General features: G+C 41.2%; 21 protein-coding genes and 2 pseudogenes. 9 read left to right on the top strand and 14 right to left on the bottom strand.

Annotated elements, in window-relative coordinates:
* Positions 1–6: 6 nt before the first annotated feature.
* From brxC to CDG55_RS00850, 4 genes are read right to left on the bottom strand one after another with little or no spacing between them, the layout of a single operon-like run.
* Positions 7–3,687 carry a BREX system P-loop protein BrxC gene (brxC, locus tag CDG55_RS00865; RefSeq protein ID WP_087537459.1) on the bottom strand — a complete coding sequence of 1,227 codons (3,681 nt, stop codon included), beginning with the start codon at positions 3,685–3,687 and terminating at the stop codon, positions 7–9.
* Between the two features lie 41 nt (positions 3,688–3,728).
* Entirely contained in the window at positions 3,729–4,304 is a 576-nt protein-coding gene (locus CDG55_RS00860) for a DUF1788 domain-containing protein (RefSeq protein WP_002010699.1), read from the bottom strand.
* A 16-nt stretch (positions 4,305–4,320) separates the two neighbouring features.
* Positions 4,321–4,932 (bottom strand): DUF1819 family protein, encoded by a 612-nt coding sequence (locus CDG55_RS00855; RefSeq protein WP_087537458.1) that lies wholly within the window; start codon positions 4,930–4,932, stop codon positions 4,321–4,323.
* Positions 4,933–4,942: 10 nt separating this feature from the next.
* A complete protein-coding gene (locus CDG55_RS00850; RefSeq protein WP_087537457.1) occupies positions 4,943–5,809 on the bottom strand; it encodes a WYL domain-containing protein in 867 nt (288 codons plus the stop codon).
* A gap of 208 nt (positions 5,810–6,017) precedes the next feature.
* Between CDG55_RS00850 and CDG55_RS00845 the strand changes: the two genes are divergently transcribed.
* Positions 6,018–6,347, top strand: coding sequence for a DUF4236 domain-containing protein (locus tag CDG55_RS00845; RefSeq protein WP_000506885.1), 330 nt, complete (start codon positions 6,018–6,020; stop codon positions 6,345–6,347).
* A gap of 271 nt (positions 6,348–6,618) precedes the next feature.
* Here CDG55_RS00845 and CDG55_RS00840 read toward each other — a convergent pair whose 3' ends face one another.
* Together CDG55_RS00840 and CDG55_RS00835 are read right to left on the bottom strand one after the other, a co-directional pair.
* Complete coding sequence (locus CDG55_RS00840) at positions 6,619–7,851, bottom strand: ATP-binding protein (protein ID WP_087537456.1); 1,233 nt, start codon at positions 7,849–7,851, stop codon at positions 6,619–6,621.
* 551 nt (positions 7,852–8,402) lie between these two features.
* A complete protein-coding gene (locus CDG55_RS00835) occupies positions 8,403–10,058 on the bottom strand; it encodes an HNH endonuclease signature motif containing protein (RefSeq protein WP_087537455.1) in 1,656 nt (551 codons plus the stop codon).
* A 755-nt stretch (positions 10,059–10,813) separates the two neighbouring features.
* On the opposite strand from CDG55_RS00835, the gene CDG55_RS00830 reads away from it, so the two are divergent.
* Together CDG55_RS00830 and CDG55_RS00825 are read left to right on the top strand one after the other, a co-directional pair.
* Entirely contained in the window at positions 10,814–11,170 is a 357-nt protein-coding gene (locus tag CDG55_RS00830; RefSeq protein ID WP_087537454.1) for a type II toxin-antitoxin system RelE/ParE family toxin, read from the top strand.
* The gene (locus CDG55_RS00825) at positions 11,163–11,465 is read left to right on the top strand and encodes a helix-turn-helix domain-containing protein (protein ID WP_001140620.1); all 303 of its coding nucleotides are present in this window, start codon (positions 11,163–11,165) and stop codon (positions 11,463–11,465) included. Before CDG55_RS00830 ends, CDG55_RS00825 begins: the two co-directional genes overlap by 8 nt.
* A 42-nt stretch (positions 11,466–11,507) precedes the next feature.
* On the opposite strand, the gene CDG55_RS00820 is transcribed toward CDG55_RS00825, so the two are convergent.
* The 3 genes and pseudogenes from CDG55_RS00820 to cadR form a co-directional block, all read right to left on the bottom strand.
* Complete coding sequence (locus CDG55_RS00820) at positions 11,508–12,662, bottom strand: IS4 family transposase (RefSeq protein ID WP_005003123.1); 1,155 nt, start codon at positions 12,660–12,662, stop codon at positions 11,508–11,510.
* A gap of 125 nt (positions 12,663–12,787) precedes the next feature.
* Positions 12,788–12,949, bottom strand: a pseudogene (locus CDG55_RS00815) (IS6 family transposase); the annotation flags it as partial.
* A gap of 93 nt (positions 12,950–13,042) precedes the next feature.
* A complete protein-coding gene (gene cadR, locus CDG55_RS00810) occupies positions 13,043–13,435 on the bottom strand; it encodes a Cd(II)/Pb(II)-responsive transcriptional regulator (RefSeq protein ID WP_000550240.1) in 393 nt (130 codons plus the stop codon).
* An 89-nt stretch (positions 13,436–13,524) separates the two neighbouring features.
* On the opposite strand from cadR, the gene CDG55_RS00805 reads away from it, so the two are divergent.
* Both CDG55_RS00805 and CDG55_RS00795 read left to right on the top strand, forming a co-directional pair.
* Entirely contained in the window at positions 13,525–14,805 is a 1,281-nt protein-coding gene (locus CDG55_RS00805; protein WP_087537516.1) for a cation transporter, read from the top strand.
* A gap of 267 nt (positions 14,806–15,072) precedes the next feature.
* Positions 15,073–16,398 (top strand): ISNCY family transposase, encoded by a 1,326-nt coding sequence (locus tag CDG55_RS00795; RefSeq protein WP_087537514.1) that lies wholly within the window; start codon positions 15,073–15,075, stop codon positions 16,396–16,398.
* 267 nt (positions 16,399–16,665) lie between these two features.
* Here CDG55_RS00795 and CDG55_RS00785 read toward each other — a convergent pair whose 3' ends face one another.
* Both CDG55_RS00785 and CDG55_RS00780 read right to left on the bottom strand, forming a co-directional pair.
* Complete coding sequence (locus tag CDG55_RS00785) at positions 16,666–17,013, bottom strand: hypothetical protein (RefSeq protein ID WP_016165163.1); 348 nt, start codon at positions 17,011–17,013, stop codon at positions 16,666–16,668.
* Between the two features lie 443 nt (positions 17,014–17,456).
* Positions 17,457–17,996, bottom strand: a complete 540-nt coding sequence (locus CDG55_RS00780) for a DUF411 domain-containing protein (RefSeq protein ID WP_228252550.1) — start codon at positions 17,994–17,996, stop codon at positions 17,457–17,459.
* A gap of 101 nt (positions 17,997–18,097) precedes the next feature.
* On the opposite strand from CDG55_RS00780, the gene CDG55_RS00775 reads away from it, so the two are divergent.
* On the top strand, positions 18,098–19,126 hold the full coding sequence (locus tag CDG55_RS00775; protein WP_080632264.1) for a transposase: 1,029 nt from the start codon (positions 18,098–18,100) through the stop codon (positions 19,124–19,126).
* 302 nt (positions 19,127–19,428) lie between these two features.
* On the opposite strand, the gene CDG55_RS00770 is transcribed toward CDG55_RS00775, so the two are convergent.
* Together CDG55_RS00770 and CDG55_RS00760 are read right to left on the bottom strand one after the other, a co-directional pair.
* On the bottom strand, positions 19,429–20,208 hold the full coding sequence (locus CDG55_RS00770; RefSeq protein ID WP_004758163.1) for a substrate-binding domain-containing protein: 780 nt from the start codon (positions 20,206–20,208) through the stop codon (positions 19,429–19,431).
* A gap of 385 nt (positions 20,209–20,593) precedes the next feature.
* A pseudogene (locus tag CDG55_RS00760) lies at positions 20,594–21,526 on the bottom strand (IS5 family transposase).
* Between the two features lie 238 nt (positions 21,527–21,764).
* On the opposite strand from CDG55_RS00760, the gene CDG55_RS00755 reads away from it, so the two are divergent.
* Positions 21,765–21,998 (top strand): hypothetical protein, encoded by a 234-nt coding sequence (locus tag CDG55_RS00755; RefSeq protein WP_032882585.1) that lies wholly within the window; start codon positions 21,765–21,767, stop codon positions 21,996–21,998.
* A gap of 295 nt (positions 21,999–22,293) precedes the next feature.
* On the opposite strand, the gene CDG55_RS00750 is transcribed toward CDG55_RS00755, so the two are convergent.
* Complete coding sequence (locus CDG55_RS00750; RefSeq protein WP_087537532.1) at positions 22,294–23,172, bottom strand: LysR family transcriptional regulator; 879 nt, start codon at positions 23,170–23,172, stop codon at positions 22,294–22,296.
* A 137-nt stretch (positions 23,173–23,309) separates the two neighbouring features.
* Between CDG55_RS00750 and CDG55_RS00745 the strand changes: the two genes are divergently transcribed.
* Together CDG55_RS00745 and CDG55_RS00740 are read left to right on the top strand one after the other, a co-directional pair.
* Positions 23,310–24,377 (top strand): YeiH family protein, encoded by a 1,068-nt coding sequence (locus tag CDG55_RS00745; RefSeq protein WP_087537533.1) that lies wholly within the window; start codon positions 23,310–23,312, stop codon positions 24,375–24,377.
* Positions 24,378–24,458: 81 nt separating this feature from the next.
* Positions 24,459–25,163, top strand: coding sequence for an IS6-like element IS1008 family transposase (locus tag CDG55_RS00740; protein ID WP_001067783.1), 705 nt, complete (start codon positions 24,459–24,461; stop codon positions 25,161–25,163).
* Positions 25,164–25,291: the final 128 nt, after the last annotated feature.

Raw genomic sequence — 25,291 nt, 5'->3', positions numbered from 1 at the left:
CCCGAGTTAGCGGATACGCACACGCTTTTTATCACTCACGATTTTTTTCAATTCAGCTTTGAGTGCGTCTACAAACTGATCCACTGATTCTTCTGTTTCCAGATAGACACTGCTGGAGCTTTTGCTGTAAATGCTGGCGACATCGACTTCGACAACAGGTTTCGGTGGCACTACGGCTGTCGCAGGCTGTACCGGACTCGCAGCAGGTGTTGATGTAACTGGGCTGGAGGTGGTTGCAGTGTTGGTTACACTCTCTGCTTTGCTCTGAGCCAGTTGTGCCGCTTTGGCCTGACGTTGAATTTCAGTCTGAACTTCGCTTTCCAACTCATACAAGGCTTCATCAAAACGCTCGACGGCGGTTTGGGTTTGCAGCATATAGATGGTGGACAGGCTGCTTTCCACTTCAATATCCGCTTTGAGCAATTGCAGCGGACGCAGTAGCTTGTTACTCAGCTCAGCTGTAGCAATGCCGCTGTTCTTGATTTCAGCTTCCAGCTGTTTGATCTTGTCATCCAGCTGCTCTAGCGCCTGACTGCGTTTTTCAGTTAGTAAGCGTTGATTGACACTTTCCACGGTGCGAACCAAATCAGCGATTTTATTTAACAGGCCGTAGGGCGATTCAAGGGTGGATATACGATGTAATTCAGAGAGGGCTTTCTTTGCCACCTCATCACTGCCCAATGCCTGTTTATTTTTCTCAAAATGACGTAGAGCCTGCTGCAGTTGCTGCCAGCTTGGCATCTGATTGCTGAAGAACTCATGAATATCACGGTAGTCTTCTTCCAGATCCAGATAGTCGTCCTTGTTCTCAACCACGGCCTTAAAGAAATCAAAGCTGTCGCTATTGGCCAGCAGACGTTCCAAAGTCAGAATCGACTTTTCAATCACTTTCTTGCCCGGGAACTGCCCAACATCAGTTTTACTCTGATACGACTTAAAGTTGGCTAACCAGTTTTTAAAATGTTGGGTATAGAATTCAAACAGCTCTTTTTCTGTCGCTGGTCCCATAGCCGAGAATAGGTCTTGGGTGAGTTGGCGTGCCTGTTTCAACACCTGATCATCAGTCTGGCGTTTTTTAATGATCGACACATCACGGCGACGGCGGCTGTTTTGTAAAGGCTCAAAGGCATCTTTTAACTGTAAGCTGCCGCCATTTAACTGCAGAGAAATCCACCCCATCGCAGCCAGCTGACCCACCAACAGTAAAATCTCGGTATCTGGCCAGCCATAAGGGCGTTTGACAAAACGATCTATCACATCTGAGACCAGAATACGCTCTGTACCAGTGGCCCGTAGTGCAATGTACTGCTCTACTTCCTGTAGGGCTTTCGGATTACTCTGCCCGCCATCCAGAGACAATCCGAGCTGCGCCATATCATCGACAGTCAAGACGGCGTTCAGTTCACGCCAGGCATCCTGCTGATAGACTTGCAGATAGCTCAGTTTGGTATAAGTGTTTTCCAGCAAATAACGACAAGCCTCATCCAGCTTGGTGGTTGGACTTGAAGATGAAAGTTGTAAATGTTGACCCAAGGCATAACTTTCCGCGTCCAGCAACATTTCTTCGACCCGGGCACGCAGGCGTTTTTTTCGCTCCTGGTTCTCACGGCCACGGTCTGCCAGGATACGGGTGATATCGGACTGAGTGCCATCATCATTTAAGCGGATGAATTTATTGGTTTTCAGCCAGGTGCGCAGTTCATTAAAGAACTGTTTATCGTCTGCCAGTTTAAATAGCACCTGCCCTTCGGCCTCGGCGCTCTTACCAATGCAGAAAGCTTCTGTGTAGAGGTTGTATTCCGTATCCAGCGGAGAAATGATTTCAACTTTCAAATCGCTCTCATACTTGCCATCCAGGCTATGACCATCCAGAAAACGACCAATCTGATAGTCCATCTTGTTGGCTTGATGGCGGTATTTGTTCTGATCGCGCAGTAAATCTTTAAAGATTAGATTAGCTAACTCTTTATTTTCTTCTGAAGCCGCTAAGTCTGTGGCTTTAATTTTACGGGTGATATCGCGTTCTTCATTAGTCAGGAACAGGAACTCATCGCCATTCCTCGTAATCAGGCTCTCTTTTTCCAGACGCTGCAGGCTCTCTTCAATCCGCTTGCGCAATGCCAGCTTATCTTCATCAATTTTCTCAATCGACAAAGTCACCAGGTTATCCAGCGTACCTTTGATGATATCGACATAGCGGATCATGAACAGGGTACGCAGCATCTGCACATCAAAACCATCCAGGGTTTTATTTTGCCCTGCCTGGTCGATGGTACGCTTCACTGCTGTATCCAGAAATCCTTCCACTGAAGTATAGAAGCGGTGGAAAGGAACCAGGGCACCGACTTCATCTGTAGCAATCGCATTCGCGGCCATCTGGAACGCATCCAACATGGACCGTTCACCATAGGCCAGGTGTGCACCGGTCGCACCGACCTTACGGATTTCTTCAAAAACTTTCTGCACCAGCTGGAAATGGTACGGCGCAAAAGGATAGTTATGGATAAAGCTGTCTGGACCCTCATAGTTCTTGAGTGTTGGGCCTGAACGGTCAAAGGTGATCTGGTTTTTTAAGATATCGCCCTTTTGCTCAAACACTGATCTGAGCAGTGCTTCAGCTTCCGGGGTTTTACGTAATAAACGTTTCTGGATGACTTCATCGGTATTGGAACTGGACAGTGATAAACGGGTTTTAAAACGTCCAGCAATCTTGGAGAAGTCATTGGCTTTGGAAGAAGACATCTCACCTAAAACAGCATCGATGTCTGCCTGCGAGGTGACGATAATCCAAGCGCGGCCTTTACAGATCGTACCCAAGTTTTCAGTAATGGTTTGCAGTGTCAGCATCAAGCGGGTATCGCTGCCAATAAACTGCCCCACTTCATCGACCAAGAACAACATGCGTTGCTGGGGTCCTTTGCTGTCCAGGTATTCTTTCACCCACTGACAGAAGTTTTCCACCGAAACACTAAAGGTCTGCTCAGAATCCTCAAACCATTTATGCGCAGCTTCTGCTGATAAGTTGAGGGCTTGGGAAATTGCGGTTTCGACATCATCCTGATAGAACTGATAGCCGTCACGTTCTTCTAGCCAGGACATGCCGCTGGATTCCTCAAACGCCTGTTTAAAGCGTTCATAGACACCTTTCTGGCTCAGGTGACGTTCCATATGGGCAATATGTGGATGGTCAGCACTAAAACCCTGATACTCGTTAAACACACGTAAAAACACATTCAGGATCGGATTGCCATCGTCATTGGAACTGGCTTTACTGTCGATGTTAAACAGGATGACATCGGCATGATGGCTAACGGCCTTGCCAATATCGGCACGGATAAATGCATCGCGGATTTTAGTTTCATCAAAGAATTCTGCAGCACTGCGTTCGTTACCTTCCGCATCGCGTACCACTTTATTGGCCAGAATATACGACAAGGTTTTCAGGAAGTGTGATTTACCTGAACCAAAGAAGCCTGAAATCCACACACCGACTCGGTTGGCAATCGAAGGATCGCTTAGGTCTGTACCATAAGACTGGAAAAAGTCCCGAAAATGCTTTTCCAGCTCATTGGTGACCACGTATTCATCGAGTTCCTGATATACCGTGGTATTGTCATTCTGATCTGCCTTGACCACCCCGTTTATCGCACGATCTAATGGCTTGTAAAAAAGTTCTTTAATGTTCATCTCAATCCATTCCCCCGAATTCTTATTTCTATTTGCCGTGTTTAAGGCACTAATCTGAATGCTCTGTAGTAATTGTTGCTTGGAATCTTTCCAAATAAACTCATAGCTTGACCGTCGTAATAGCCTGGATAAAACAGCACCACTGGCTTATGTCCCAGTAACGAATGCAAACTATTCAATAAGTGATGGGCACGTAACAGTGGCCAAACCGACCCTACCCCAGTCATCAACACAATATCTTGCGCATTGGTGGCATATTTACTCACCAGATAGGGCGCGAACTTATCCATATGCAGTGGGCCCTTTAAGGCTTTGAGCAGCGCTTCATCGCCTTTGGCTTTTTGCATTTGAATGGCTTTATCGATGAAGTTACGCTCAGCCAGATAATCCACCACGGCTTGCAGCAGGTTGATATTCACCACCTTCAGCTGACTGTGTTTTTTCTCCAGCATCCCGTCTAGAAAATGCAGATATTCGCGCACCTTCAACTCATCTTCAGGTGCATAATCAAAAATCCAGAAGCCAATTTCATTGCCCAATCCTTGTCCAGTGAGAAACTCAGTGGAAAGAATTCGCTCTGGAATCTGGTTCAGACGCTCATGTATTGTTTGACTCATTGCTGCCCCTCTACAACTAACGCGTCCATACCGACACTTCCATAGATCTTTTAATGCGTTGTTTATAATGTTCTTCCAACAGGCTACGCAGCTCTGCTCTGACGATCACGCGCTGCAACTCCAGCTTACGGGTACTTTTTAAGTAACCGGCTTCTGCCAGCATGCGAAACACCACCTGCCCCATTTTTTTCTTGCTGGACTCTTTCCAATCACAGATATCCGGATCACGTTGTGAGCGTTCATCCAAAAAATCTGACCAGATATAACTGTCCAAGTATTGCGCCTGAGAGATATAGGCATCCCTCATCACCGTTTCCATAAACTCAAGCAGCAACAGGTTGCGTTCCAGTGCGCCACAAAAAGCCACCTGGGTCGCCAGCTCATCATCCCCATCACGTAGTGCTTTCCAGAAATCAGGCTCCAAGCGCTCCAGACGCTTACGAATAGCGGTGGCATTGCGTTGAGCTGAAGCAGGCGTTCTTTTTTGCAGAATATTGTCAACCTGAATTGCCTGATACCATTGTTCTGGAGTCGCCTCTCGTAATAACAGATCCGCGATCAGCCGGCTTTCACGTACCATCAGTGAGCCACCAATTAGGTCACTGTCATAATGAAATTGTTCTAACATAGCCAATCTCCTATGAAGCTTGATCAAACAGGTAAGACGACAGCTTTTCGATATCTGAACCTTGTAACACTAAGGTATATTTCAAGGCATCTTCCGCCTCAGCCAGCGTGATCGCGGCCTGATAGCGCTGCAAGGTGTAGTGAGCCAAGGCTTTTTTCACCGGAATCTGTAATCTGCCATCAGGCATGCCGAAGTCTTTTTCGACCAGCGCTTTTTGAGCTTCATTCAATTTTGGATTAGGGATCAGCGTCAGTACAATTTCTTCATGCCATTGCTGATCCTGAGCAGGGTCTACTGACTCAATCGCCACCACAACAGGTGTGCGATCAATTCTGGAGAGTAAAAAGTCCTTAAACTGCTTGCTCTGATGGCAATAGGCACGGACATGCCAGCGAAAACCGGTATACACCAGGGTGTGTGGGGAAATGATGCGTTCATGCCACTGCGGATTCTGCATCGAGGCATAAATCATTTTTAAAGTGTTTTGGTTTCGGCAGGCACGCAAAACTTCCCGAATCACTTCAGGACGTACACTGCGATCAGGTAATTGAACTGCTGCAAGATTCGGTTCTGGCATCGCAATCAGGGCATGCGATTCACTGACCAAGCCCGAGAGCATATTGAGATATTCATTGATATGCGCTGTAGTCAGTACAGGCTGGAAGCTGGCTTTAGGCACATAACCCTTGACGGAGGGGTCATGAATCAAGGCATCGGGGTTATACAGCGTATTATAGCGCTTGATATCCGCAGAAGCCTGCTGTCGACTAAGTCCAAACCAGCTCATCAAACGATTGGTAACCAAACGACCTTCCCAGTATGCAAGGAGTTCAATGGCTCTCATTCTGAGAAGGACTTCATGCTTATCTGTCGTCATATACCAATCAGTCAATAAATAGTAGTTTTAAGATTACCCTACAGCAAATATACAGTAAAGATTTTTGACGGTATTTAAAGGTAGTATTGCAATCACCAGATAAAAAATATACTAGTATCCTGATGATAGCCGTCAAAGTACGATCTCTAGCAGATCATGGATCCTGGTATAGCGCGTGAATTGAGCTAAGTTTTAGAATGAGAGCAATATGGGTTTTAGATTTCGTAAAAGTATTAAATTATTCCCGGGTTTTAAAATTAATCTGACCCATAAAGGCATCAGCAGTGCCAGCATTGGCAAACCTGGTGCTTCTCTAAATATTGGAAAAAAAGGTACGCGAACCAGTGTCGGCATTCCAGGTACGGGACTATCTTACTCTAAACACCAACCTTACTCTAAAAAGACCCGTGTTCCACAACCGACATCGCTAGAACACACGGAATATAATCCTCAGAATTTAGAACAACCGAAGACAAAGATCTGGCCTTGGATTATTTTTGGAATATTGTGTTTTATGGTGGGTGCCGTCATTTTTTAGCAAGAACCGCATTGTATTTTAATCAAAAAAAATGCCCAGATGGATGAATGGGCAAACTAAGGAATTAATATCCTTCAGAAACTCCAGCGCAATTCTCGCTACTTTCAGTAAGCGACTCTGGCTCAATCATGATAATCTGACTCAATCGAATCGAGGTAAATCGATCCATCACAATTGGAGCAGAAATTATGCTTGAATACATTCTTGGATGATGCTGAAAAGTCTTTGAGTTTTAATCAATAAATAAGAGTATTCATGTCTACCCTCAACTTTACTTATTTTCAGATAGCAACCAATCGAGAGCACTCATTTTTACAATACCATTATAATTTGCTTCAGCCCCTATCGTGTCTAAGGTAAGTAAATATTTGGGATACGAATCAGAAATTTTCTGTAATGGACGTAACTCTCGGCTGAGTGTCTCCTCATTGAGCGTTTCTAATGCCACCTGATAATAAGTTAAATTCTGTAAAGTATCGACAGCAACAAAATCAATTTCATATTCATCAACCCGCCCTACATAGACCGTATAACCTCGTCTGACAAGCTCAAGATAAATCACATTTTCTAAGATATGACCTTGATCAGCATTAGCATCAGGCAACATAATCCGGCGCAATCCGACATCAACTAAATAGTATTTTTCAGAGGATTGTAATAACTCACGCCCGCGTACTTTAAATTGTGCGGCACTATAAAATAACAAACTGTCCTGTAAGCCCTGAATATAGCGTTTTACTGTTTCAAATGAGATTTTAACCCCGCTTGAAACAAAGGTATTTTTAATTTTATTGATGGAAATAGCTGAGCCTGTCACGCTTGCCAAATATCTTGTGACACGCTCGAGAGAGTTAATATCGGCAGTATTCAAACGTGGAATAACATCTTTAAACATTACACTGGCATAGACCGCTTGCAAGTAATCATAAGTTTCCTGCTGGCTAGTCATGGCAAGCGTATAAGGGAAACTACTGCGCGTATACATGGCATACAAATCACGATTTGATAATTGTTGGATGATCGGATTATTTTCAATATGCCACTGTTTAAATTCTTGGAATGAAAGGGGTAAAACATGTTGCTCTATATAGCGTCCTGTAAGTAAAGTCGCAAGTTCTCCACTTAGAAAGAATGCATTTGAGCCTGTAATATATAAATCGATATAATCCCGAACATATAAAGAGTCGACTACTTTCTCAAAATTTGTAACATGTTGTATTTCATCTAAAAAAACATAGTTTTTTTTACTTTTATCAACTTTGGACAATACATAATCATGTAGTTTACGGTAATCGGTGAGTTCTTCAAATTCCATAAATTCGAAGTTGATGGCAATGATGTTTTCGGCTTGTACACCCTGTGCTTTTAGGTCTTGTTGAAACATCGCCAATAAGGTGGATTTTCCAGAGCGACGCACACCTGAAAGTACTTTAATGACATCACGGTCTTGCCATGTATTCAGAAATTTTAAGTAGCCATCACGTCGAATATTAGCGCTTCTCATTATTTACACTTAGAATCTAAAGTTTTAATAAATTCTATCAAATTTTAGAATGTATATGTAAATATATTTAGTTTTAAGAAAAGTTTAAAGGTTAAGTGAAACATTCAAAGCTGCTGTAGAAGCATGTAAACATGCAGATCTGATCAAAATCCAAATTCTGTCTTTTTGATTATTTTCCATGTCATGTTATTTCATTGATGCTACGAGTTAACTGCTATATAAATTAAGTGAAAAGTAAATGGAACTAAGATGTTAACTAGAGTGGAACTCATTTTTGTTGTGCTGATGGTCTCAGCCTTAATCCTAATTGCTTATGAAATGCTAAAAGGTTTATTTTAGAGCATCTATACAATTTTTGATCAAAAAAAAGCCCACAGAGGGAATCTATGGGCGAAACTAAGGACCTTGACGGTCATTCAGAAACTACAGCTAGTTTCTGGTTGTGATTCTGGACTGAATTAAAAATAACCACATTGGCTGAATGTATCAAAAGTTAAATCATGTGATTAATCATTGATACATCTGCAAAAATGAGCTCATCGCTCTGTTGATTAATACAGTAATTCACCAAACAAATCCGCTCTAATCTCTTCCAGACTCAGATCTGATTTCATTCTATTACAGATGGGATGAACCAGCAGACCATTCTCTAGAACACCTTGCCCACCTACGGCTTTGGCAATCCGATGATCCGATTCAGTAGAATCAAGATAGATCAATCCATCACAAATGAGGCAAAAGTTATGATTACCCACCAGAAAATTGTGCTTAAGCAGACTCTTGGTTAATGCCGAAAAGGCCTTGGGCTTTGACCGAGAAATTGGACTAATCGACTCCACATATCCCACCACATGCTTGACGACTGCATCATCATAACCACCCAAAAATCTTTCGACATAAAACTCGTTAAAGTTTATGTACTTGAAGGCCTTAGACATGGACAGAATAAAGGTATTCAGGCATTCCTCATCATCAAAATCAACCTCCATTTCCAAGCTTAAGCAAATAAAGGCTTTATAGACAATTTGTAGCCGATCATAGCCCTTGATACCACTGCCGAACTTGCCGACCGTTTCGGTGGTCGCCACGGGGAAATTGGCGATCAAGAACTCAATACTACGGCGTACCCGGGTGAAGTCCTTGAAACTAATCTTTCGATGATGAATCTGCATGCGGCTTTCATGAATTTCATACACAATTGAAAACCATGCAAGAAAAGAAGTAATCTGAAAACGCTGATCCTTATAAAAATATAAGTATGGATGTAAGCCCAAACTCGGAACCCCAGCATTTTTTACAGGCGTCGCTATTCTGCAAAGAATGGTCAACAGATGCGACATTAGGTTTTCAACGCGCTCCCCCTGATTCAGACTCATAATATTATGAATCTGATCACCCGCAATGATATTCATCAGCTCATTGACCAGGCCAATTTTTTTGCCATGACTCATTTCATTGTCTAATAAAATGGTCGAAAAAAGGAGCTGATGGATCCTCTCCCCTAACTCAATCAGCTCATTTAAACGTGTATATTGGAGCTCTTCCAAGTTAGATTTATTGTCATTGATATAACAACAGGCATAGATCGCATAATACGCGTCACTACCGCGACTTCTGAGATGATATTCCTCATATTTATCTAGACGTTTAGTATCTGAGTTAATCGATTGAAATACCCGTCGCGCATCTTCCGGGGTCCCCAGTACCTGCCGGAAACTGATTTTAATATCGCCTAATTTCGATTTTTTTTCTGCAAATTCGGCATCAGTACAAATTTTTTGAAAATCAGCAAGATCTCCTAAATAATTGCGGAGGTAACGAATATCTTGTTTTTGTTGATCATTGAAATTAGGTGCTTGAGGGACTTGCTCATCCGCAAAATATCTATTGATCCACGCATAGATACAGGAAAGACGATGTGCTCCATCAATAATGTAAATATTGCTGTGTATATCTTTCCAATACAAAATGCATAAATTGATGTTTTGATCTTCTGTGCAATCCTCAATAAAGTTTGCAATTTCTTGCACGCTCCAACATTCCGTAGAACGCTGGTTATCCGCCTTAAATAAACATTTGATGATTGGATGCTTTTCAAAATCAGTCAGTGTCACTTCAAAATTGTCACGCTGCATTGAAGGTGACATTTCTTCTGGCAACATGACTTTACGCTGAATAATATTGGTCAATAGTCGTGTAGAACCCATTTCTTATTCTCTCCAGGCAACACTTTCCTACTTTCGCTCAAGTACGAAATTTGAAAATGTATATAGTTCGATTTGGTTAAAGCTGTGAATTAAATGACCGTCAATATCCAGTCAGCGCTAACAAAAGAGACCTAAGAGAAATGGGGGGATTAGAGAACGTAATAAATCATAAAAAAGCCCCGATTGGAGAAAAGGGGCTTTAAAGATTGTATTATACCATTGAAAAATAAAGAAAAAAATATAAGAATTATAAAAAGTTATTGTTTTTCAATTATTTAAAAAAATAGTCATGACTAAAAAATAGGTAAAAAGCCGACTCCGAAACAAGTCGGCTGATTTTTAAGCAACTTTGTCATATTCTGCCAATAAAATAGGTTAAAAAATGCTCAAAATTTCAGTTTTTCCTGATTTCTCAATGCCTCAATAACCCACTTTTATCCCCATTTTCTGCGGACAATTCTTGGGATAATTTGAGGATATCTGCATGTACGTTCTGGCGTACAGGCTTTCAAGAAAATCACCAATAGGCAGACACCACCAGATTGCATATCATGGCTTCATTGAGAACAGGATGTTCCAGATAAAAATAAGAAGATCAACGACAGGACGCGAGGGATGACAGGAGTTGACCCTAATACCAAATACGAAAAAATCCCGACAGGATGTCGGGGTTTTTTATTGCCTATCCTTTCTCATTTGCAAAACAAACATAATGCCCCTAAAATATAGACTATAATCTATATTTTGGTTGTGGTATGTGGACAGTCATTACGACAGATCTATTTAATCAGTGGCTTGAACAGCAAGATGAACCTACACAAGAGAAGGTCCTAGCTGCCCTGGTTGTTCTACAGCAGCAGGTACCGAGTTTAGGCCGTCCTTTAGTAGATACTGTGTATGAGTCTAAATTTACCAATATGAAAGAACTGCGTGTTCAACATCGCGGTAGACCCTTAAGAGCTTTCTTCGCATTTGATCCCTTACGACAGGCTATTGTTCTATGTATTGCTGATAAAGGCGGTAAAAAGCGTTTTTATAAAGAGATGTTAGATATTGCCGATCAGCAGTACGAACTTCATCTTTCAACTTTAGGAGATAAATCTAATGGCTAAGACTCTGCAAGAATTGTTAGCTAGCCGCTCTCCAGAGAGCCAAGCCCGTATTCAAAAAATGGCTGATGAATTACTGCTAGAAAATCAGCTTCATCTTATTCGTGAAGAACTCGAAATTTCTCAAAAAGAGCTTGCTGAAACTTTGGGAATAAAACAGCCATCGCTTTCAGCAATAGAAAATCGTGGCAATGATCTTAAGATTTCAACCATGAAAAAGTATGTTGAGGCAATGGGTGGGAAGCTCCGTATTGATGTAGAGCTTCCAACAGGAAAACATATAGGATTCAACGTTTAACAATAAAAATGGGAGCTATAGGCCACTGCTGTCCCACAAATATCACAAGAAGAACCTCAATTGAGGTTCTTCTTGTTTTCGCCATTTTTTATCAGGCACAAAGAGTGACCTTAAAAGTTTCCTTTCAAATAAATTGACCTGAATAATTCTCAGTAAACGCTGAACACTCCATCCTTCTTGTGCCATGTGTTTAGCGAAGTTCACCAGCAAATAGGCAATTAATGCAATCCATATTTGCGTTTGTATCGCATTGCGGCTTCGACCTAGAAATGACTTCAGTTTTAAATTCTGCTTGATGGCTTTAAAGAATAACTCAATCTTCCAGCGATCTTTATAAATTGCAGCAATGGTGGATGCTGCCAGATGAAAGTTGTTGCTCAGAAATTCGAATGTTCTTTTCTTATCTGTATCATAAAACTCTATACGTCTTAATAATTCAGGTGCGCCTCTTTTCTTGGCATGCGCACTGCTCAATTCAATACATTCATCCGCAATAATCCCTTTAGTCTCTAATACGCTGCGGCTTGATTTAACTTGATAAACTGTCTTTGGGCGTAGCCGGGTTACAAAGCTGACGTTCTGAAGTGTCAACTGAGCAAACCATTGATAATCAACATATCCTTTATCAAAGACGATAATGCTGCCAGCAGGAAATTTAAATGCTCTGCCTTGCACCATATCATTTTCAATACCATCCCCAAGCGCTACAAATTCAGGAATGGTATTGCTGTGATTTAAGCCAACACTGAGTTTAATACTGGCTTTGGATTCATGCACTTTTGCCCATGCGCACAATGACAGTGAAAGATCAATATGACTGGCATCTAGTGAATACAGCGGATTTTTGAATCTAAATTTATGTGCAGTTTTAGAGTTTTCACAGCGCTGAAGCAGCTGTGTGAACAATTGCTGATACAGGCTGGCGGGCTGTTCTTCGTTGAGTCTTGCTAAGGTGCTTCGCGCAATTCTCTTCGCGCCAAGATGATAAAGCTTTTCCTGCTGGGATTCGAGATTGGATTGAATGTCTCTTAAGCTTTGCCGACAAGAAAGTTGGGACATCAATATGGCAACAAACTGATCCCAGCGGGTGGCTGATCTTAATTTTTGCCCAGAGTGATGCAGTTTAGCCAGACGTTCAAAATCTTGTCTTAGAATGGGTTTGAGTAATTGATGAAATACGGTATTCTGATGTGACAAAACCTGAGTCCTTTATAGTTAAAGTGTTTGTTTGCACTCATATTTTAACTATTTAGACTCAGGTTTTTTTATTTAGAGCAAACTATGGGACAGCAGTGGCTATAGGCTCCCATTTTTAGATTCGTATAACGTTGAACCCAACGGTAAATATTCGTGTGATCAACATTCGCACCCCGTTCGGCCAGCATTTCCTGCAGTTCACGATAGCTAATGCCATATTTACAATACCAGCGCACAGCCCAAAGAATGATTTCGCCCTGAAAATGCCGACCATGGAAAGGATTCATATGCTGCACCTTTAGCTAAAACAGTCTTCAGCTTACCATTCGTGGTTATTTGCAACAGTGCCGATTTTTTGAAAAAAGCATAGGTCTAGATAATCAAGCTAGATTTTTTAAAACTCCACATTGGTCAATTGTACATAAACCATCACAAGTACCTCTTAAATCAGATAGTTGTTCAATAAGCTTTTGTTGCTTGATTATATTTTCTCTGATAGCACTGACATGTAAGTCAATTAATTCATTCACATCTGAACAATTTTTCTCAGGTTTGTCTTTATAGGTAAGTAATTGACGAATTTCATTCAAACTCATATTTAAAGTTCGGCAATTCAAAATAAATTTAATTCGCTCAACATAGCCTACATCGTAAAGGCGGTAATTTCCTTCCGTTCTTTCCGGTTCCGGAATTAAACCTTCCTTTTCATAAAACCTAATTGTTAATACTGAACATGAGGTTTTTTTAGAGAGTTCACCAATTTTTAAATGCATTGAGTTAGTATTTCCAAAGATTCTTGACTCTATAGTAACTATAGGGATTCTAATATTCAAAGTTTATAATTTTTTTAATGGGTATAATTATGAGTGGTTGTGGATGTAGTAAAGAAACACCATGCGAAGATAAGAAATCTCAACAAGAAAATCATCCATCAATTGCAGAAGCAAACAATTCAAAGAATTGTGATAATACGCTTAGCTGTTGTGGTGAAGAGGAAGAAAAAAAATCTTCATCTCCTTGCTGTAACACTTCAAACAGTTGTGAAGATACCGCTCAATCCTGTTATGGTTCTGATCCCAAAGAAAATTTAAGCACTGAAGACATTTTAAAAGATTCGCACTACATGAGTGAATACTTAGTTCCCAAAATGGATTGTTCTGCGGAAGAACAGATGGTTCGTATGGCGCTATCTTCAATTGATGGTGTTCAAAAACTCATCTTTGATTTACCTAACCGTTCTTTAAAGGTTCTACATAATCAAAAAGATGAAAATATAACCACCAAACTTGAAGCTTTGGGTCTTGGTGCAAAGCTTGTGAAGACTGAAACTTATATAAGCAATCAACAGGCTAAGCAAACAAGTACCTATACCATTCCTAAAATGGATTGCTCTGCTGAAGAGCAAATGGTCCGTATGGCTCTTGCAGATATTGAAGCAGTTAAAGGTCTTACTTTTGATCTTCCCAATCGAAAACTGAAAGTCTTCCATAATGAAGGGATTCAGCAAATTACGGCTAAACTCGAAGGACTGGGTTTTGGGGCGAAACTTGATGAAACACAGCTTTCTTCAGGCGATATACCTAATGAACCTGATCCTGTGAGACAAGCTAAAGTACTTAAACTGTTATTAGGTATTAATGCTCTACTTTTCTTTATAGAATTCATCAGCGGAATTATTGCTGCGTCTACAGGATTGATTGCTGATTCTCTAGATATGTTTGCCGATGCAGCCGTTTATGGTATTGCGCTATATGCCGTCGGAAAAGCTGCGAAATATCAAATAAAAGCAGCCCATTTCGCAGGTTGGATTCAGTTATTACTTGCTGTTATCGTGATTGTTGATGTCATTAGACGATTCATGTTTGGAAGCGAGCCAGAATCAACGCTCATGATTGTTATTGGCCTGCTCGCACTTATAGCTAACGTGACATGCTTATATCTTATTTCTGGTCATCGAGAAGATGGCGCACATATGAAAGCCAGTTGGATTTTCTCGGCGAATGACGTTGTCGTAAATATGGGCGTTATATTTGCCGGTGTACTCGTGGCGTGGACGGGATCAGCTTATCCAGACTTAATCATTGGCATACTGGTTTCTTTATTCGTACTTAATGGTGCCCGAAAAATTTTGGCTTTGAAGTAAGGGCACTGTTGCAAATAACCACGAATGGTAAGCTGAAGACTGTTTTAGCTAAAGGTGCAGCATATGAATCCTTATGTCTTAAAAGCATGTAATTTTTAGTATTAAAAATAGCCCTCTGTTGAGGGCTATTTAACATAAAATCTCTTCTACGAAATGCACGTGTAAGCCCAAAGTAGAAATGTCCGGTTTCTCCAAAGTAAAAATGTCCGCTTTTAGAATACGCACTTTTGCGATTTTCTTAGCGGACGGTTTGATATGTTGGTATCTATGTCGGATAAAGAACTTAAACGATTGTCGGTCTTGCAAGAAATCTGCGATCAACGCATCACCCAGTCCCAGGCTGCTCAGCTACTTCATATTTCAGAACGTCAGATAAGACGCTTACTGCAAAAATACAAAGCTCAAGGTCCAGCTGCATTAGCCCATGCCGGTCGTGGCCAAATCAGCAATTCTAAACTTCCTGAAGAACTCAGACTTAAGTGTCTCAATATTGTTTCAGATCAACTTTATGGTTTCGGACCCACTTTAGCGCATGAAAAGCTCACCACCGTGCATGGATTCGATCTTTCAGTAGAAACCCTGCGTTCCTGGATGATTGCAGCCGATTTATGGATCCCTCGCTGCAAGCGCCTGAAACGACCATATCAGCCTCGTTATAACCGAGATTGTTATGGTGAATTGATCCAAATTGATGGCTCACACCATGATTGGTTTGAAGGTCGAGCACCTAAATGCTGTCTGCTAGTATTCATCGATGATGCCACAGGAAAATTGCAGCATTTACGCTTCTGTGAGTCGGAATCAGCATTTGACTATATGATTTCAACACGTTTATATGTCGAACAGCACGGTAAGCCTTTAGCGTTTTACAGCGACAAACATTCAGTCTTCAGGGTCAATCAAAGCAGTAAGAAAGACACCAAGATTACCCAGTTTGGACGCGTGCTCAGCACCCTCAATATCGATATCATCTTCGCCAATTCACCACAAGCTAAAGGCCGTGTAGAACGAGCCAATAGAACGCTTCAGGATCGTCTGATTAAGGAGATGCGTCTAGAAGGCATCAGTTCAATTGCAGATGCCAATAAGTGGCTGCCGTGCTTTATTGAGCAATTTAATCGTAAATTCGCCAAGATGGCTTTTAATCCCAAGGATCTACATCGGCCTATCGCTGAAACAGCCGAAGAATTAGATGATGTTTTTACCTGGCGTGAACCCCGCAGGGTCACGAACAGCTTGACGATTACTTATGATAAATGCGTATATATCTTGGAAAACAGCGAAGAAAATCAAAGATTGGGCGGCAAGTATCTTGAGTTCCTGGAATATCCGGATGGTACTGTAGCCATTGAATATCAGGGAAGAAAAATCAATTACAGCATCTTTGATAAATTAAGTCAGCTCAACCAGAGAGAGATCGTTGAGAATAAACGTTTGGGTTCTGTGCTGGCACATATTCAACAACAGCATGAACAACTGGAACACCAAAACAAACGCAATCGTTCTCAAAAGATGCCACGTAGACAAGCACAGAAAACAGCGATTGAACAACGAAATCTCAATCCTGTGTTTGACTTGGAAATGTCCATATAGGACATTTCTATTTGGTTATTAGGTAGGACATTTCTACTTGGGAATAACAGCACGTGTTAGAACCCATTCAAAATGTCTATATTCTCACCAATAAAAATGTCTAGTTTATGATGGCTTAAACATCATGGACTGGATTTTGAAATGTAAATCAACGACTGTCATCAGGTTCTCAAATCCCTCAGTTTCCCCGGTATTCATCCTCATCCGAGCCAACTCAGTCGAGTAGCTCGGATTATGATGCCTACTTTTAAAGAGGCCCCCCCACGATCAGTAAGCAGTTCTAGGGAACTTATGACGATGTGGGGTGGACTGAGTCCGTTTTACCCAATCTTCCGGATATTCTTGACTGTAAGAATCATAGTAATGACCTGACCAATATTCCTGATTGTCTTCTTGGCATTCGTGATCTTGAGAAAAGTTGTGGGTGCTTTGTTGCGCTACAGCATGTTGCTGAAGTGTCTTTTCAGCTGTTTTTTCCGCCTGATCTAAAGTCATGAAAATATCGAGCAAGGCTTGGCGTTGTTGATGATTCAGAAGTTTAGCGCTTTCGACAATCAGTTGTTTAGCGAGGTTTTTTGGCATGCATGGGTTTGCATCATTGAATTTAGTATGCATAGCAGTTTCCTAGATAAGAGTTTAATTATCTCCATCGCTTCTCACGGCAATGGAGGCAACTTAACAGGGGTGAGAATACTGAATCTAGGATCAGCCAGCACGAAGCTGCCCTGCTAAGCTACCATAGGGACTGCTTAACAGTAGGCAAAAAAATAGCCGCAAGTGCGACATTTAATTGCACCTAGATATTTTATCAGGTTCTCACGCCTGCACACAGATTTTGCTGCGTTGAAATAAGATTATCCAGTAAAAAGCAGGGTGTCAAGGTCCTAATCAGTAGTTCTTATAAAAACTACTTTTTTTGTTATGATAGCGCTTTTTTAAAGGGCTGCGTAACTTCAGTCAATAACTTACTCAATCTGCTGTAATATTATATGAGAGCCACGTCCTATAGCCGGACGTGACCCAATCAGTGTTACCTAGCGCTGTACTGGCTAATATCTTCAATATTGTTCGTTTGCTTGTTTAATACTAGCATAAGGCGCGGTACTACCGTCTTTTTTTATCAGCATAATAGTATAAGGACTGAATTGATCACCCTTTTCCATGCCTGGACTACCCATTGGCATACCCGGTGTGGCTAGACCAATAGCGTCTTTGGGCGGGTTTTGTAGGAACTTATCCATATACTTGACCGGCACATGACCCTCAAACACATAACCGTCTTGGCTTATGATGGTATGGCAAGAGTACATTGACGTTGGTAATTGATGCTGCGCTTTGATCGCTGTAACTGCCTCATTACTGGTGACTTTGTCAACAATCATCACACCGTAGGATTTAGCATGCTCAATCCAACTATGACAACAGCCACAGTTCGGGTCGCGATGTACCGTTAACGTATTGTTTTTCAATGTATCTGAGATTTGAGTTTGAACGTTAGGAATGGTGGTTATCGCCTGACGCTGCTGAGTTGTTTGAGGCGTTGAGGCGATGGTATCTGTTTGACTATTTTTCTCGACTTGATTGCCACAAGCGACCAAAGATAACGCTGATAAGCTGACGAGGATTGAAAATTTAATAGAATATAGGACTTACGCATTGACGGATTCAAAAAAGTACTAAAATACTTTATAAAGTATCTGTGATCAGACGAATTAAACATGCTTCTACAGCAACTTGTACTCTACCCATTTATATGGGCTTTCTCATGACAGAACCGAACTCTATTAGCTGCACACAACTTGCCGAGACTTATAATATCTCGCATGATAGTGTAAATCGCTTTCTAGAGCGTGAAGATTACACACCTCACGACCTATATCAAGAATCAATTCAACATATTGATAATAACAAACTTATAGTCAGTATTGATGATACTGTTTTAGATAAACCATATAGTCAACATATGGACTTAGTTAGCTATTTTTGGTCAGGCAAACACCACCGATCCGTCAAGGGTATTAATCTGATTACCTTGTATGCGACAGATCAAAATGGTCAAAATATTCCAATTAATTTCCGAATTTATGACAAATCTGAAAGTAAAACCAAGAATGATTACTTTATGGATATGTTAAGTGAAGTACTCAGTTGGGGTGCAAAGATTCAATTTATTACAGGTGATAGTTGGTATTCATCGACTGGAAATCTAAAAACCATAAGAAAATATGGTATTCGATTTATGTTTGGTATCGACTGTAACCGTAAGGTTTCCCCAGAAAAAGGACAATGGTTTCAACTGCGTTTATTGCCAGATTTCCATCAGGGTCAAGTAGTCTGGCTCAAAGATTTTGGCTTTGTACAATTATTTAAGACTCAGTTAAAAGAACAGCAGAGGTTTTATATTGTGCATCAAGATGAAGATGATTTATTGTCCTTTGAGGGATTTCATGAATTACATTCAAGTCATTGGAAAATAGAGCAATATCACCGGGTGATTAAACAGGTTTGTCATATTGAAAAGTTTCAAGTAAGACGATCTAAACTGATTTTGAATCATATTTTTTCAGCCTTGATGGCCTACGTTGAGATACAAAAGAACCATTTTGAGCGGATCTTTGAAAATATATATCGTTGGCAGAAGAAATTATTTAGACCAATGATCAAAAACTTCATTGATGACTTTATTCTCGATAAAAATCATCTGCTACCACAGAGAATCTATAAATAATAGTGCGTAAGTCCTAGAATATTTATTTGACATGATAATCTCTATTGATAAGTTGGTTTCAGCTCAAACGTGACGGGTAACGCTAAAATCACTGGTTAATCTGTAACTTTAAACTCTGCTGAATGATTACGACGTTTTCTTCGTGTCATGGTTGACTCCAAAAACAAGCATTTCCCATGCTTATTGGGGAGTAGATTATCACTTATAGGCGTGGTCTAAAATCCTAGAACCACATCATTATGCAAGGGCAGTGGCGCACACGTGAGCTTGCTCATGCAAGCACCACTGTTCTTAAGCTTATTTTATTGAGTAATCCATCCCCATTTTTTGAAGATAGCCGCACCGTCGTCGGATTGTAAGAACGAAACGAATTGTTTCGCTGCTGTGATCTGTTCACCTTTGTTGGTTAGCACCACACCGGTATCACGATAGATAACATAATCTTTTTCAATGGGCACAACTTCCGCCAAGGTGGGGTTCGCAACTTGCCAAATGTTCCAGATTAGCCAGGCATCCAAAGAAGTGTCATCAGTCCATTCCTGTTTTGCGATGGCGCTGTTTTTGGCGTATTTGGCAATATTTTTTCGGAACGCTTTCACCGACTCAATACTTCCTTTACGGCCCGCTGCGTCCTCCCATACACCATTTTGTCCAGCACCATTGACCACCAAAATTCTGTGTCCAGGTTTGAACAAATCGGAAAGTCCCTTGATATTTTTAGGATTGCCCGGGCGTACAAGTATTGCCAATGGCCTCAGGTAGAGCGGCTTAACCTTGGTTTCATCAAATCCGCCCTCCATAGCCTGGGCGAAGTCGGTCATCATCGTTTCAGATCCGCTGTAGATAATGTGAGCATCGTCTTTTGCGTTTTGAATCCATTTTGGTGTGGGGCCAGCGGTAACTATTACTGGTGTGCCAGTTTTTTCCTCAAATGTCTTCGCGGCTTCTTTCATCGCGGGAGCTGGGCCGCCCGGGCCATAAACTCGTACCTCTTGAGCCGCATGAGAAATTGCTGGAATGACAGCGGACATGCCTAACAGACATGATGTAAGTACGGGAATTAGATGCTTTAGCGATTTCATGGTTACTATCCTAAAAAGAATTCTTTTGATAACAATATTGCTGAAAGGACATTTTTAAGTGTCTTGTCGTGCAACCGAAGCATACTGTTGAGTGATCTTGATTAATCTATTTCACGAAGTACTCAATACCTGTCTCAGACATCAACTTGTCGAGGAAAGTTCTCTCCTTTCTATAGAAGTGAACCGCCCCGGATTTTGAGGAGGCTCCGTTATTTGAGACAATGGAGTCATCATGAGCAAAATCCGAACCAAATTTACCCCCGAAGTGCGCGAGCTGTCAACGCCGGTTGAATTTTGTCCGCATCCCCTAGTGGGTCATTTTTACATTGGCGGGGCTTTGTTGCACAAAGATTTGAAATGCAAAGCGTCCCTAATTGAGCCAAATTTAAGGCGTAACTTGGGTAAGTGGTCGACCTAATTCCGTAAATCTGTTAAGGACTGCTACACGTGCATGGATCTCATTCACTTGGCTATCAAAACTCCTTGCACTGAGTTTATCTCCTAATAATTTAATGCAATGCATCTTAGTTTCAACCAAACTTCGACGATGATAGCCTGACCATTTTTTCCATAGTGTCCTGCCTAAACGTTTAATTGTTCGAAGTAATTCATTTCGCTCTAGCGAGCTACTCTTTGTATCTTTCCATGGTTTCGCATTTTTTCTAGGTGGAATCACCGCATGCGCTTGCCGATCTGCAATGACCTGACGGCATTGCTTGGTGTCATAAGCTCCATCGGTATAAACACAGTTAATCTGCTCATCTTGTGGAATCTGATTAAGTAAATCACCAAGCACCTGTGAATCACTGACATTATTGGTTGTAAGCTGAACTGCTCGTATTTGTAGGGTTTTAGCATCTATACCAATATGAAGTTTACGCCATTGGCGACGATATTCAGGTCCATGTTTCTTGCGTTTTCATTCGCCCTCACCTAGAAACTTCATGCCTGTAGAGTCCATGAGTAGATGCAGCCCATCGCTACTTTTTTGGTAGCTGATTACAATATCAATATGCTTTTGTCTTCTACAAAGCGTGGTGTAATCTGGAGCTATCCAATTTAATCCGCAAAGTTTAATCAGACTTTGCACAAAGCCAGTGACCATACGTAAAGACAGACGAAATAAGGATTTAATCATTAAGCAGCATTGGATGGCTGCGTCGGAGTAGGTTTGATTTCGCCCTTGTTTGCCTTTTGATGGCGCATACCATTACGTAGCAGGATCAAACCAAATGGCAATATTTCCGCGACTCATGAGTGCTCGGTTATATGCGGGCCAATTGGTTGTGCGGTAGATTTTGTGTGTAGGCTTCTTCATTTGAAAATTATATCGCTGAAAAACCCTTTACAGATAGGTTTGTGCAACAAAGCCAATTACTGGCGCAAAATTTTTAAATGTTAATACGGGGGTAAAGGCAAGGCAGGTCAGAGGATTAAAAGCCTCCAACCGTACAGATGATGTTAGTCAAGCAAATACATCGTTCCGTCTTTCAGCTATTGCACAAATAGTTAGATGGTATATAGGGTACTTGAATAGCAAAGGATAGGATATGCCAATGTTCGATATAGAAGATTCAAAAGATGTTGATTTAAAGAACAATAAGACCTCAAAAGAAACCTTAGCTAAAGTCAAAAATGTTGAAGGTTTTAAAGCCAAAGGTAATGAGGCTGGAGTTAATTCCAAAGAACCGAAAAGTGAAGAAAAAATAGTAGAATTGAAACCAAATTTTATGGGAATCGGTATTAATCTGAGGGCTTTATGGGAAAAAATAAGATTCAAAAAAACATAAAAAATCAGCCAGCGCTTAACAGTTTGCACCAGCTTTTGCATTATGATTTATGAGTAATCTAAGGTTTTTACTCAGATACGCTTAAAGAAATGATCTCCTTGCTCAAAAAGAGTAACAATATTCATTGGACACATTGGTTTCAAATTGCCCTCGATTTATATGAGTCAAGCAGAGCACTGAGCTCATATGCTAAGAAGCATTTGTAGTCAAAGCAGAACAAACAATAATGCTTCGACCTTCAGCTTCTTATATATACACGACTTACAGCTCAATTCTAATTTTACTCACATAACCTCTATTCACTAAACAGGCTTTTTTCAAATGCTTGTGCAGCATGCGAAGACGGTCTGTCTTTATAATGCAGTTGGTATAGCGGCCGAGAGAGTTGCTCGTTATTTTTTTGGCTCAGGCGCGCTAATTTGCCTAACTGCACTAAATCTTCTGTGACTACGTTTGGCAATAAAGCGACCCCCATACCTTGAGCAACAGCTCTTGCTATAGCTTCGTTGCTGCCTAATTGCATACTTTGCTCTGCTTGTACGCCATGCTCTGCTAATAACTTTACAGACATTTCTAACGTGCCAGAGCCTGGCTCGCGTAATAACCAAAACTGCTCGTTTAACCATGCTTTTAAGTCTTTAGTGGGCTTAAAGTTGCTCGGTATAACCACACTCATTAAATCACTTTGCCAGTGCTTACTAATAATGTGCGGCTCGGTAGGTGTGCCTTCAACCAGTGCTAAATCGATAGTGCATTCAAGTAAGGCATGCTCAATTTGCGTGGTATTAGCCACTTGTACTTCTACTTTTATATGCGGGTACTGCGCACAAAATTTGGCTAAATAAGGCGGTAGCCAATAACTGGCAATGGTGGTGCTGGTGCCTATAACTAATGTACCGCGCTTAAGCCCTGTTCGCGATTTAATATCTTCAATGGCGGCTTTTTCGATAGCAAAAATACTGCGGGCGTGATCATACAAAGCTTGGCCGCCCTCGCTTAGGGTGAGCTTTCTACCCTTAGATGCACGTTCAATAAGTTGAATGTTTAACTGATGCTCTAGCTCTTTTAGCGCTTTAGAAACAGCGGGCTGGCTTATAAAAAGCGCTTCGGCTGCGCCTGAAAAACTACCCAATTTAGCCACTGTATAAAACACCCTAAGTGAATGTAAGTTCATTGAACAACCTTAAATTGCATAACTCTAAATTGTATAACTTTAAGTTATCAAATCATGATTTTAATATATTGGAGTTATATTTTGAGCTTTCTTACAATTAAGTCAACACATCAACTTGGTTTAAGTGAGGGAATATTATGCTTAGCGCTATTAAAAGTAGTTTTCAGCCTTTGACTAAGCAATACGGCGATACGCGCTGGTGGTTAGGTATGCTGCTGGTGGTTGTGTTAGCGGGGGCATCTGTTGCATTAAGTAAGTTACCTATAATGCAAAGTGCGCAATTTAGCTCCTTAACAATTGGTATTGTGCTTGGCATTATTGTGGGTAACAGTGTGTTTGCGCGCATTGCTACGCGTACAGATGTAGGCGTTGATTACGCTAAAAGTATATTACTCAAAGCGGGCATTATTTTATTTGGGTTTAGGATTACTTTTGCACAAGTAGCGGGTGTAGGCTGGCATGGCCTATTAACCGATGTGGTAATGCTGCTTGGTACGTTTATATTAGCAGTACAGCTAGGTAAGCGCGTTTTTAAGCTTGATGAACAAACAACCATACTAATAGGTGCGGGTAGCTCTATTTGTGGCGCCGCAGCGGTAATGGCAACAGAGCCAGTAATAAAAGCACAAGCGCATAAAGTATCTGTAGCGGTGGCAACGGTTGTGGTGTTTGGCACGTTAAGTATGTTTGCCTACCCAATTATGTTTGAATATATGGGTGTGAGTGAGCATGCGTACGGTATTTTTGTTGGTTCAACCATTCATGAAGTTGCGCAAGTGGTAGCAGCAGGGACTACGGTAAGTGCCAATGCGGCTGACACCGCCGTGATAGAAAAAATGCTACGCGTAATGATGCTTGCGCCATTTTTAGTAGGCTTATCGTTTTGGCAAAGTAAAAAGCATGCAAACATAAACGCACATGGCGGCGAGCAAAAAGCGAGTATTTCAATCCCTTGGTTTGCAGTGTTATTTATAGTGGCAAGTGGCGTGCATTCGTTATCGGTTATTCCGCAAGGAACTACAAACGCTATTATATGGTTTGATAATATACTACTTACCATTGCCATGGTCGCACTTGGGCTGCGTACACATGTTGGCGCTATTCGCCAAGCGGGAATAAAACCACTGTTATTAGCAGGCTGTTTATTTTTGTTTTTAACCTTAGCTGGCTTTGCCATTAATGTAGGCATTGCACAGCTGTTTTAAATATAACCTGGTCGAGGGGGCACTGTTGCAAATAGGCTGACATGATAAGCTAAATATCTTATTTATTTCGAGATACAGCAGATGAATCCCTTCCACGGTCGGCACTTTCAAGGTGAAATCATTCTTTGGGCTGTTCGTTGGTATTGTAAATATGGCATCAGCTATCGTGAACTTCAAGAAATGCTCGCTGAACGAGGCATAAATGTGGATCACAGTACAATTTATCGTTGGGTTCAGCGTTATGCTCCAGAAATGGAAAAACGGTTACGCTGGTATTGGCGTAATCCTACAGATTTACATTCATGGCATATGGATGAGACTTATATCAAAGTGAAGGGGCGATGGACTTACCTGTATCGTGCAGTTGATCAACGGGGTCATACGATTGACTTTTACCTTTCCGCTAGACGGAACAGTAAATCAGCCTATAGTTTTCTAGGAAAGATCTTCAATACGGTGAAAAAATGGCAAATTCCACGGGTCATCAATACAGATAAAGCAGCGACCTATGGCCATGCTTTATCACGATTAAAGCGAGAAGGAAAATGTCCAGTAGATATTGAGCACAGGCAGATTAAGTATAAAAATAATGTCATTGAATGTGATCATGGTAAGTTAAAGCGAATCATCAGGGCCACATTAGGATTCAAATCTATGAAGACTGCTTATGCCACAATTAAAGGTATTGAAGTCATGCGTGCACTACGTAAAGGACAAGCATCGTCATTTTATTATGGTCAGCCTCAGGGTGAAGTGTGTCTAATCAACAGGGTTTTCGGTCTCTAAGCACTTTTTAAAGGGAACATCATCGACTCAAATCACTATTTGCAACAGTGCCAGCCAGTGACCATACGTAAAGACTGATGTGTGCTGAAAAAACAGGAGGTTTTAACTTGGTAAACTAAACACACTCA

Source organism: Acinetobacter sp. WCHA45 (assembly GCF_002165255.2).
In the GTDB taxonomy this organism is placed as follows: domain Bacteria; phylum Pseudomonadota; class Gammaproteobacteria; order Pseudomonadales; family Moraxellaceae; genus Acinetobacter.
The sequence above is the reverse complement of the archived record's forward strand: the minus strand, read 5'-3'. Positions and strand labels throughout refer to the sequence as shown.

What these genes read in the sequence shown, in the direction of transcription:
- brxC (WP_087537459.1), bottom strand. Translation starts at nt 3,687, where the DNA reads ATGAACATTAAAGAACTTTTTTACAAGCCATTAGATCGTGCGATAAAC.
- CDG55_RS00860 (WP_002010699.1), bottom strand. Translation starts at nt 4,304, where the DNA reads ATGAGTCAAACAATACATGAGCGTCTGAACCAGATTCCAGAGCGAATT.
- CDG55_RS00855 (WP_087537458.1), bottom strand. Translation starts at nt 4,932, where the DNA reads ATGTTAGAACAATTTCATTATGACAGTGACCTAATTGGTGGCTCACTG.
- CDG55_RS00850 (WP_087537457.1), bottom strand. Translation starts at nt 5,809, where the DNA reads ATGACGACAGATAAGCATGAAGTCCTTCTCAGAATGAGAGCCATTGAA.
- CDG55_RS00845 (WP_000506885.1), top strand. Translation starts at nt 6,018, where the DNA reads ATGGGTTTTAGATTTCGTAAAAGTATTAAATTATTCCCGGGTTTTAAA.
- CDG55_RS00840 (WP_087537456.1), bottom strand. Translation starts at nt 7,851, where the DNA reads ATGAGAAGCGCTAATATTCGACGTGATGGCTACTTAAAATTTCTGAAT.
- CDG55_RS00835 (WP_087537455.1), bottom strand. Translation starts at nt 10,058, where the DNA reads ATGGGTTCTACACGACTATTGACCAATATTATTCAGCGTAAAGTCATG.
- CDG55_RS00830 (WP_087537454.1), top strand. Translation starts at nt 10,814, where the DNA reads ATGTGGACAGTCATTACGACAGATCTATTTAATCAGTGGCTTGAACAG.
- CDG55_RS00825 (WP_001140620.1), top strand. Translation starts at nt 11,163, where the DNA reads ATGGCTAAGACTCTGCAAGAATTGTTAGCTAGCCGCTCTCCAGAGAGC.
- cadR (WP_000550240.1), bottom strand. Translation starts at nt 13,435, where the DNA reads ATGCATTTAAAAATTGGTGAACTCTCTAAAAAAACCTCATGTTCAGTA.
- CDG55_RS00805 (WP_087537516.1), top strand. Translation starts at nt 13,525, where the DNA reads ATGAGTGGTTGTGGATGTAGTAAAGAAACACCATGCGAAGATAAGAAA.
- CDG55_RS00795 (WP_087537514.1), top strand. Translation starts at nt 15,073, where the DNA reads ATGTCGGATAAAGAACTTAAACGATTGTCGGTCTTGCAAGAAATCTGC.
- CDG55_RS00785 (WP_016165163.1), bottom strand. Translation starts at nt 17,013, where the DNA reads ATGCATACTAAATTCAATGATGCAAACCCATGCATGCCAAAAAACCTC.
- CDG55_RS00770 (WP_004758163.1), bottom strand. Translation starts at nt 20,208, where the DNA reads ATGAAATCGCTAAAGCATCTAATTCCCGTACTTACATCATGTCTGTTA.
- CDG55_RS00755 (WP_032882585.1), top strand. Translation starts at nt 21,765, where the DNA reads ATGTTCGATATAGAAGATTCAAAAGATGTTGATTTAAAGAACAATAAG.
- CDG55_RS00750 (WP_087537532.1), bottom strand. Translation starts at nt 23,172, where the DNA reads ATGAACTTACATTCACTTAGGGTGTTTTATACAGTGGCTAAATTGGGT.
- CDG55_RS00745 (WP_087537533.1), top strand. Translation starts at nt 23,310, where the DNA reads ATGCTTAGCGCTATTAAAAGTAGTTTTCAGCCTTTGACTAAGCAATAC.
- CDG55_RS00740 (WP_001067783.1), top strand. Translation starts at nt 24,459, where the DNA reads ATGAATCCCTTCCACGGTCGGCACTTTCAAGGTGAAATCATTCTTTGG.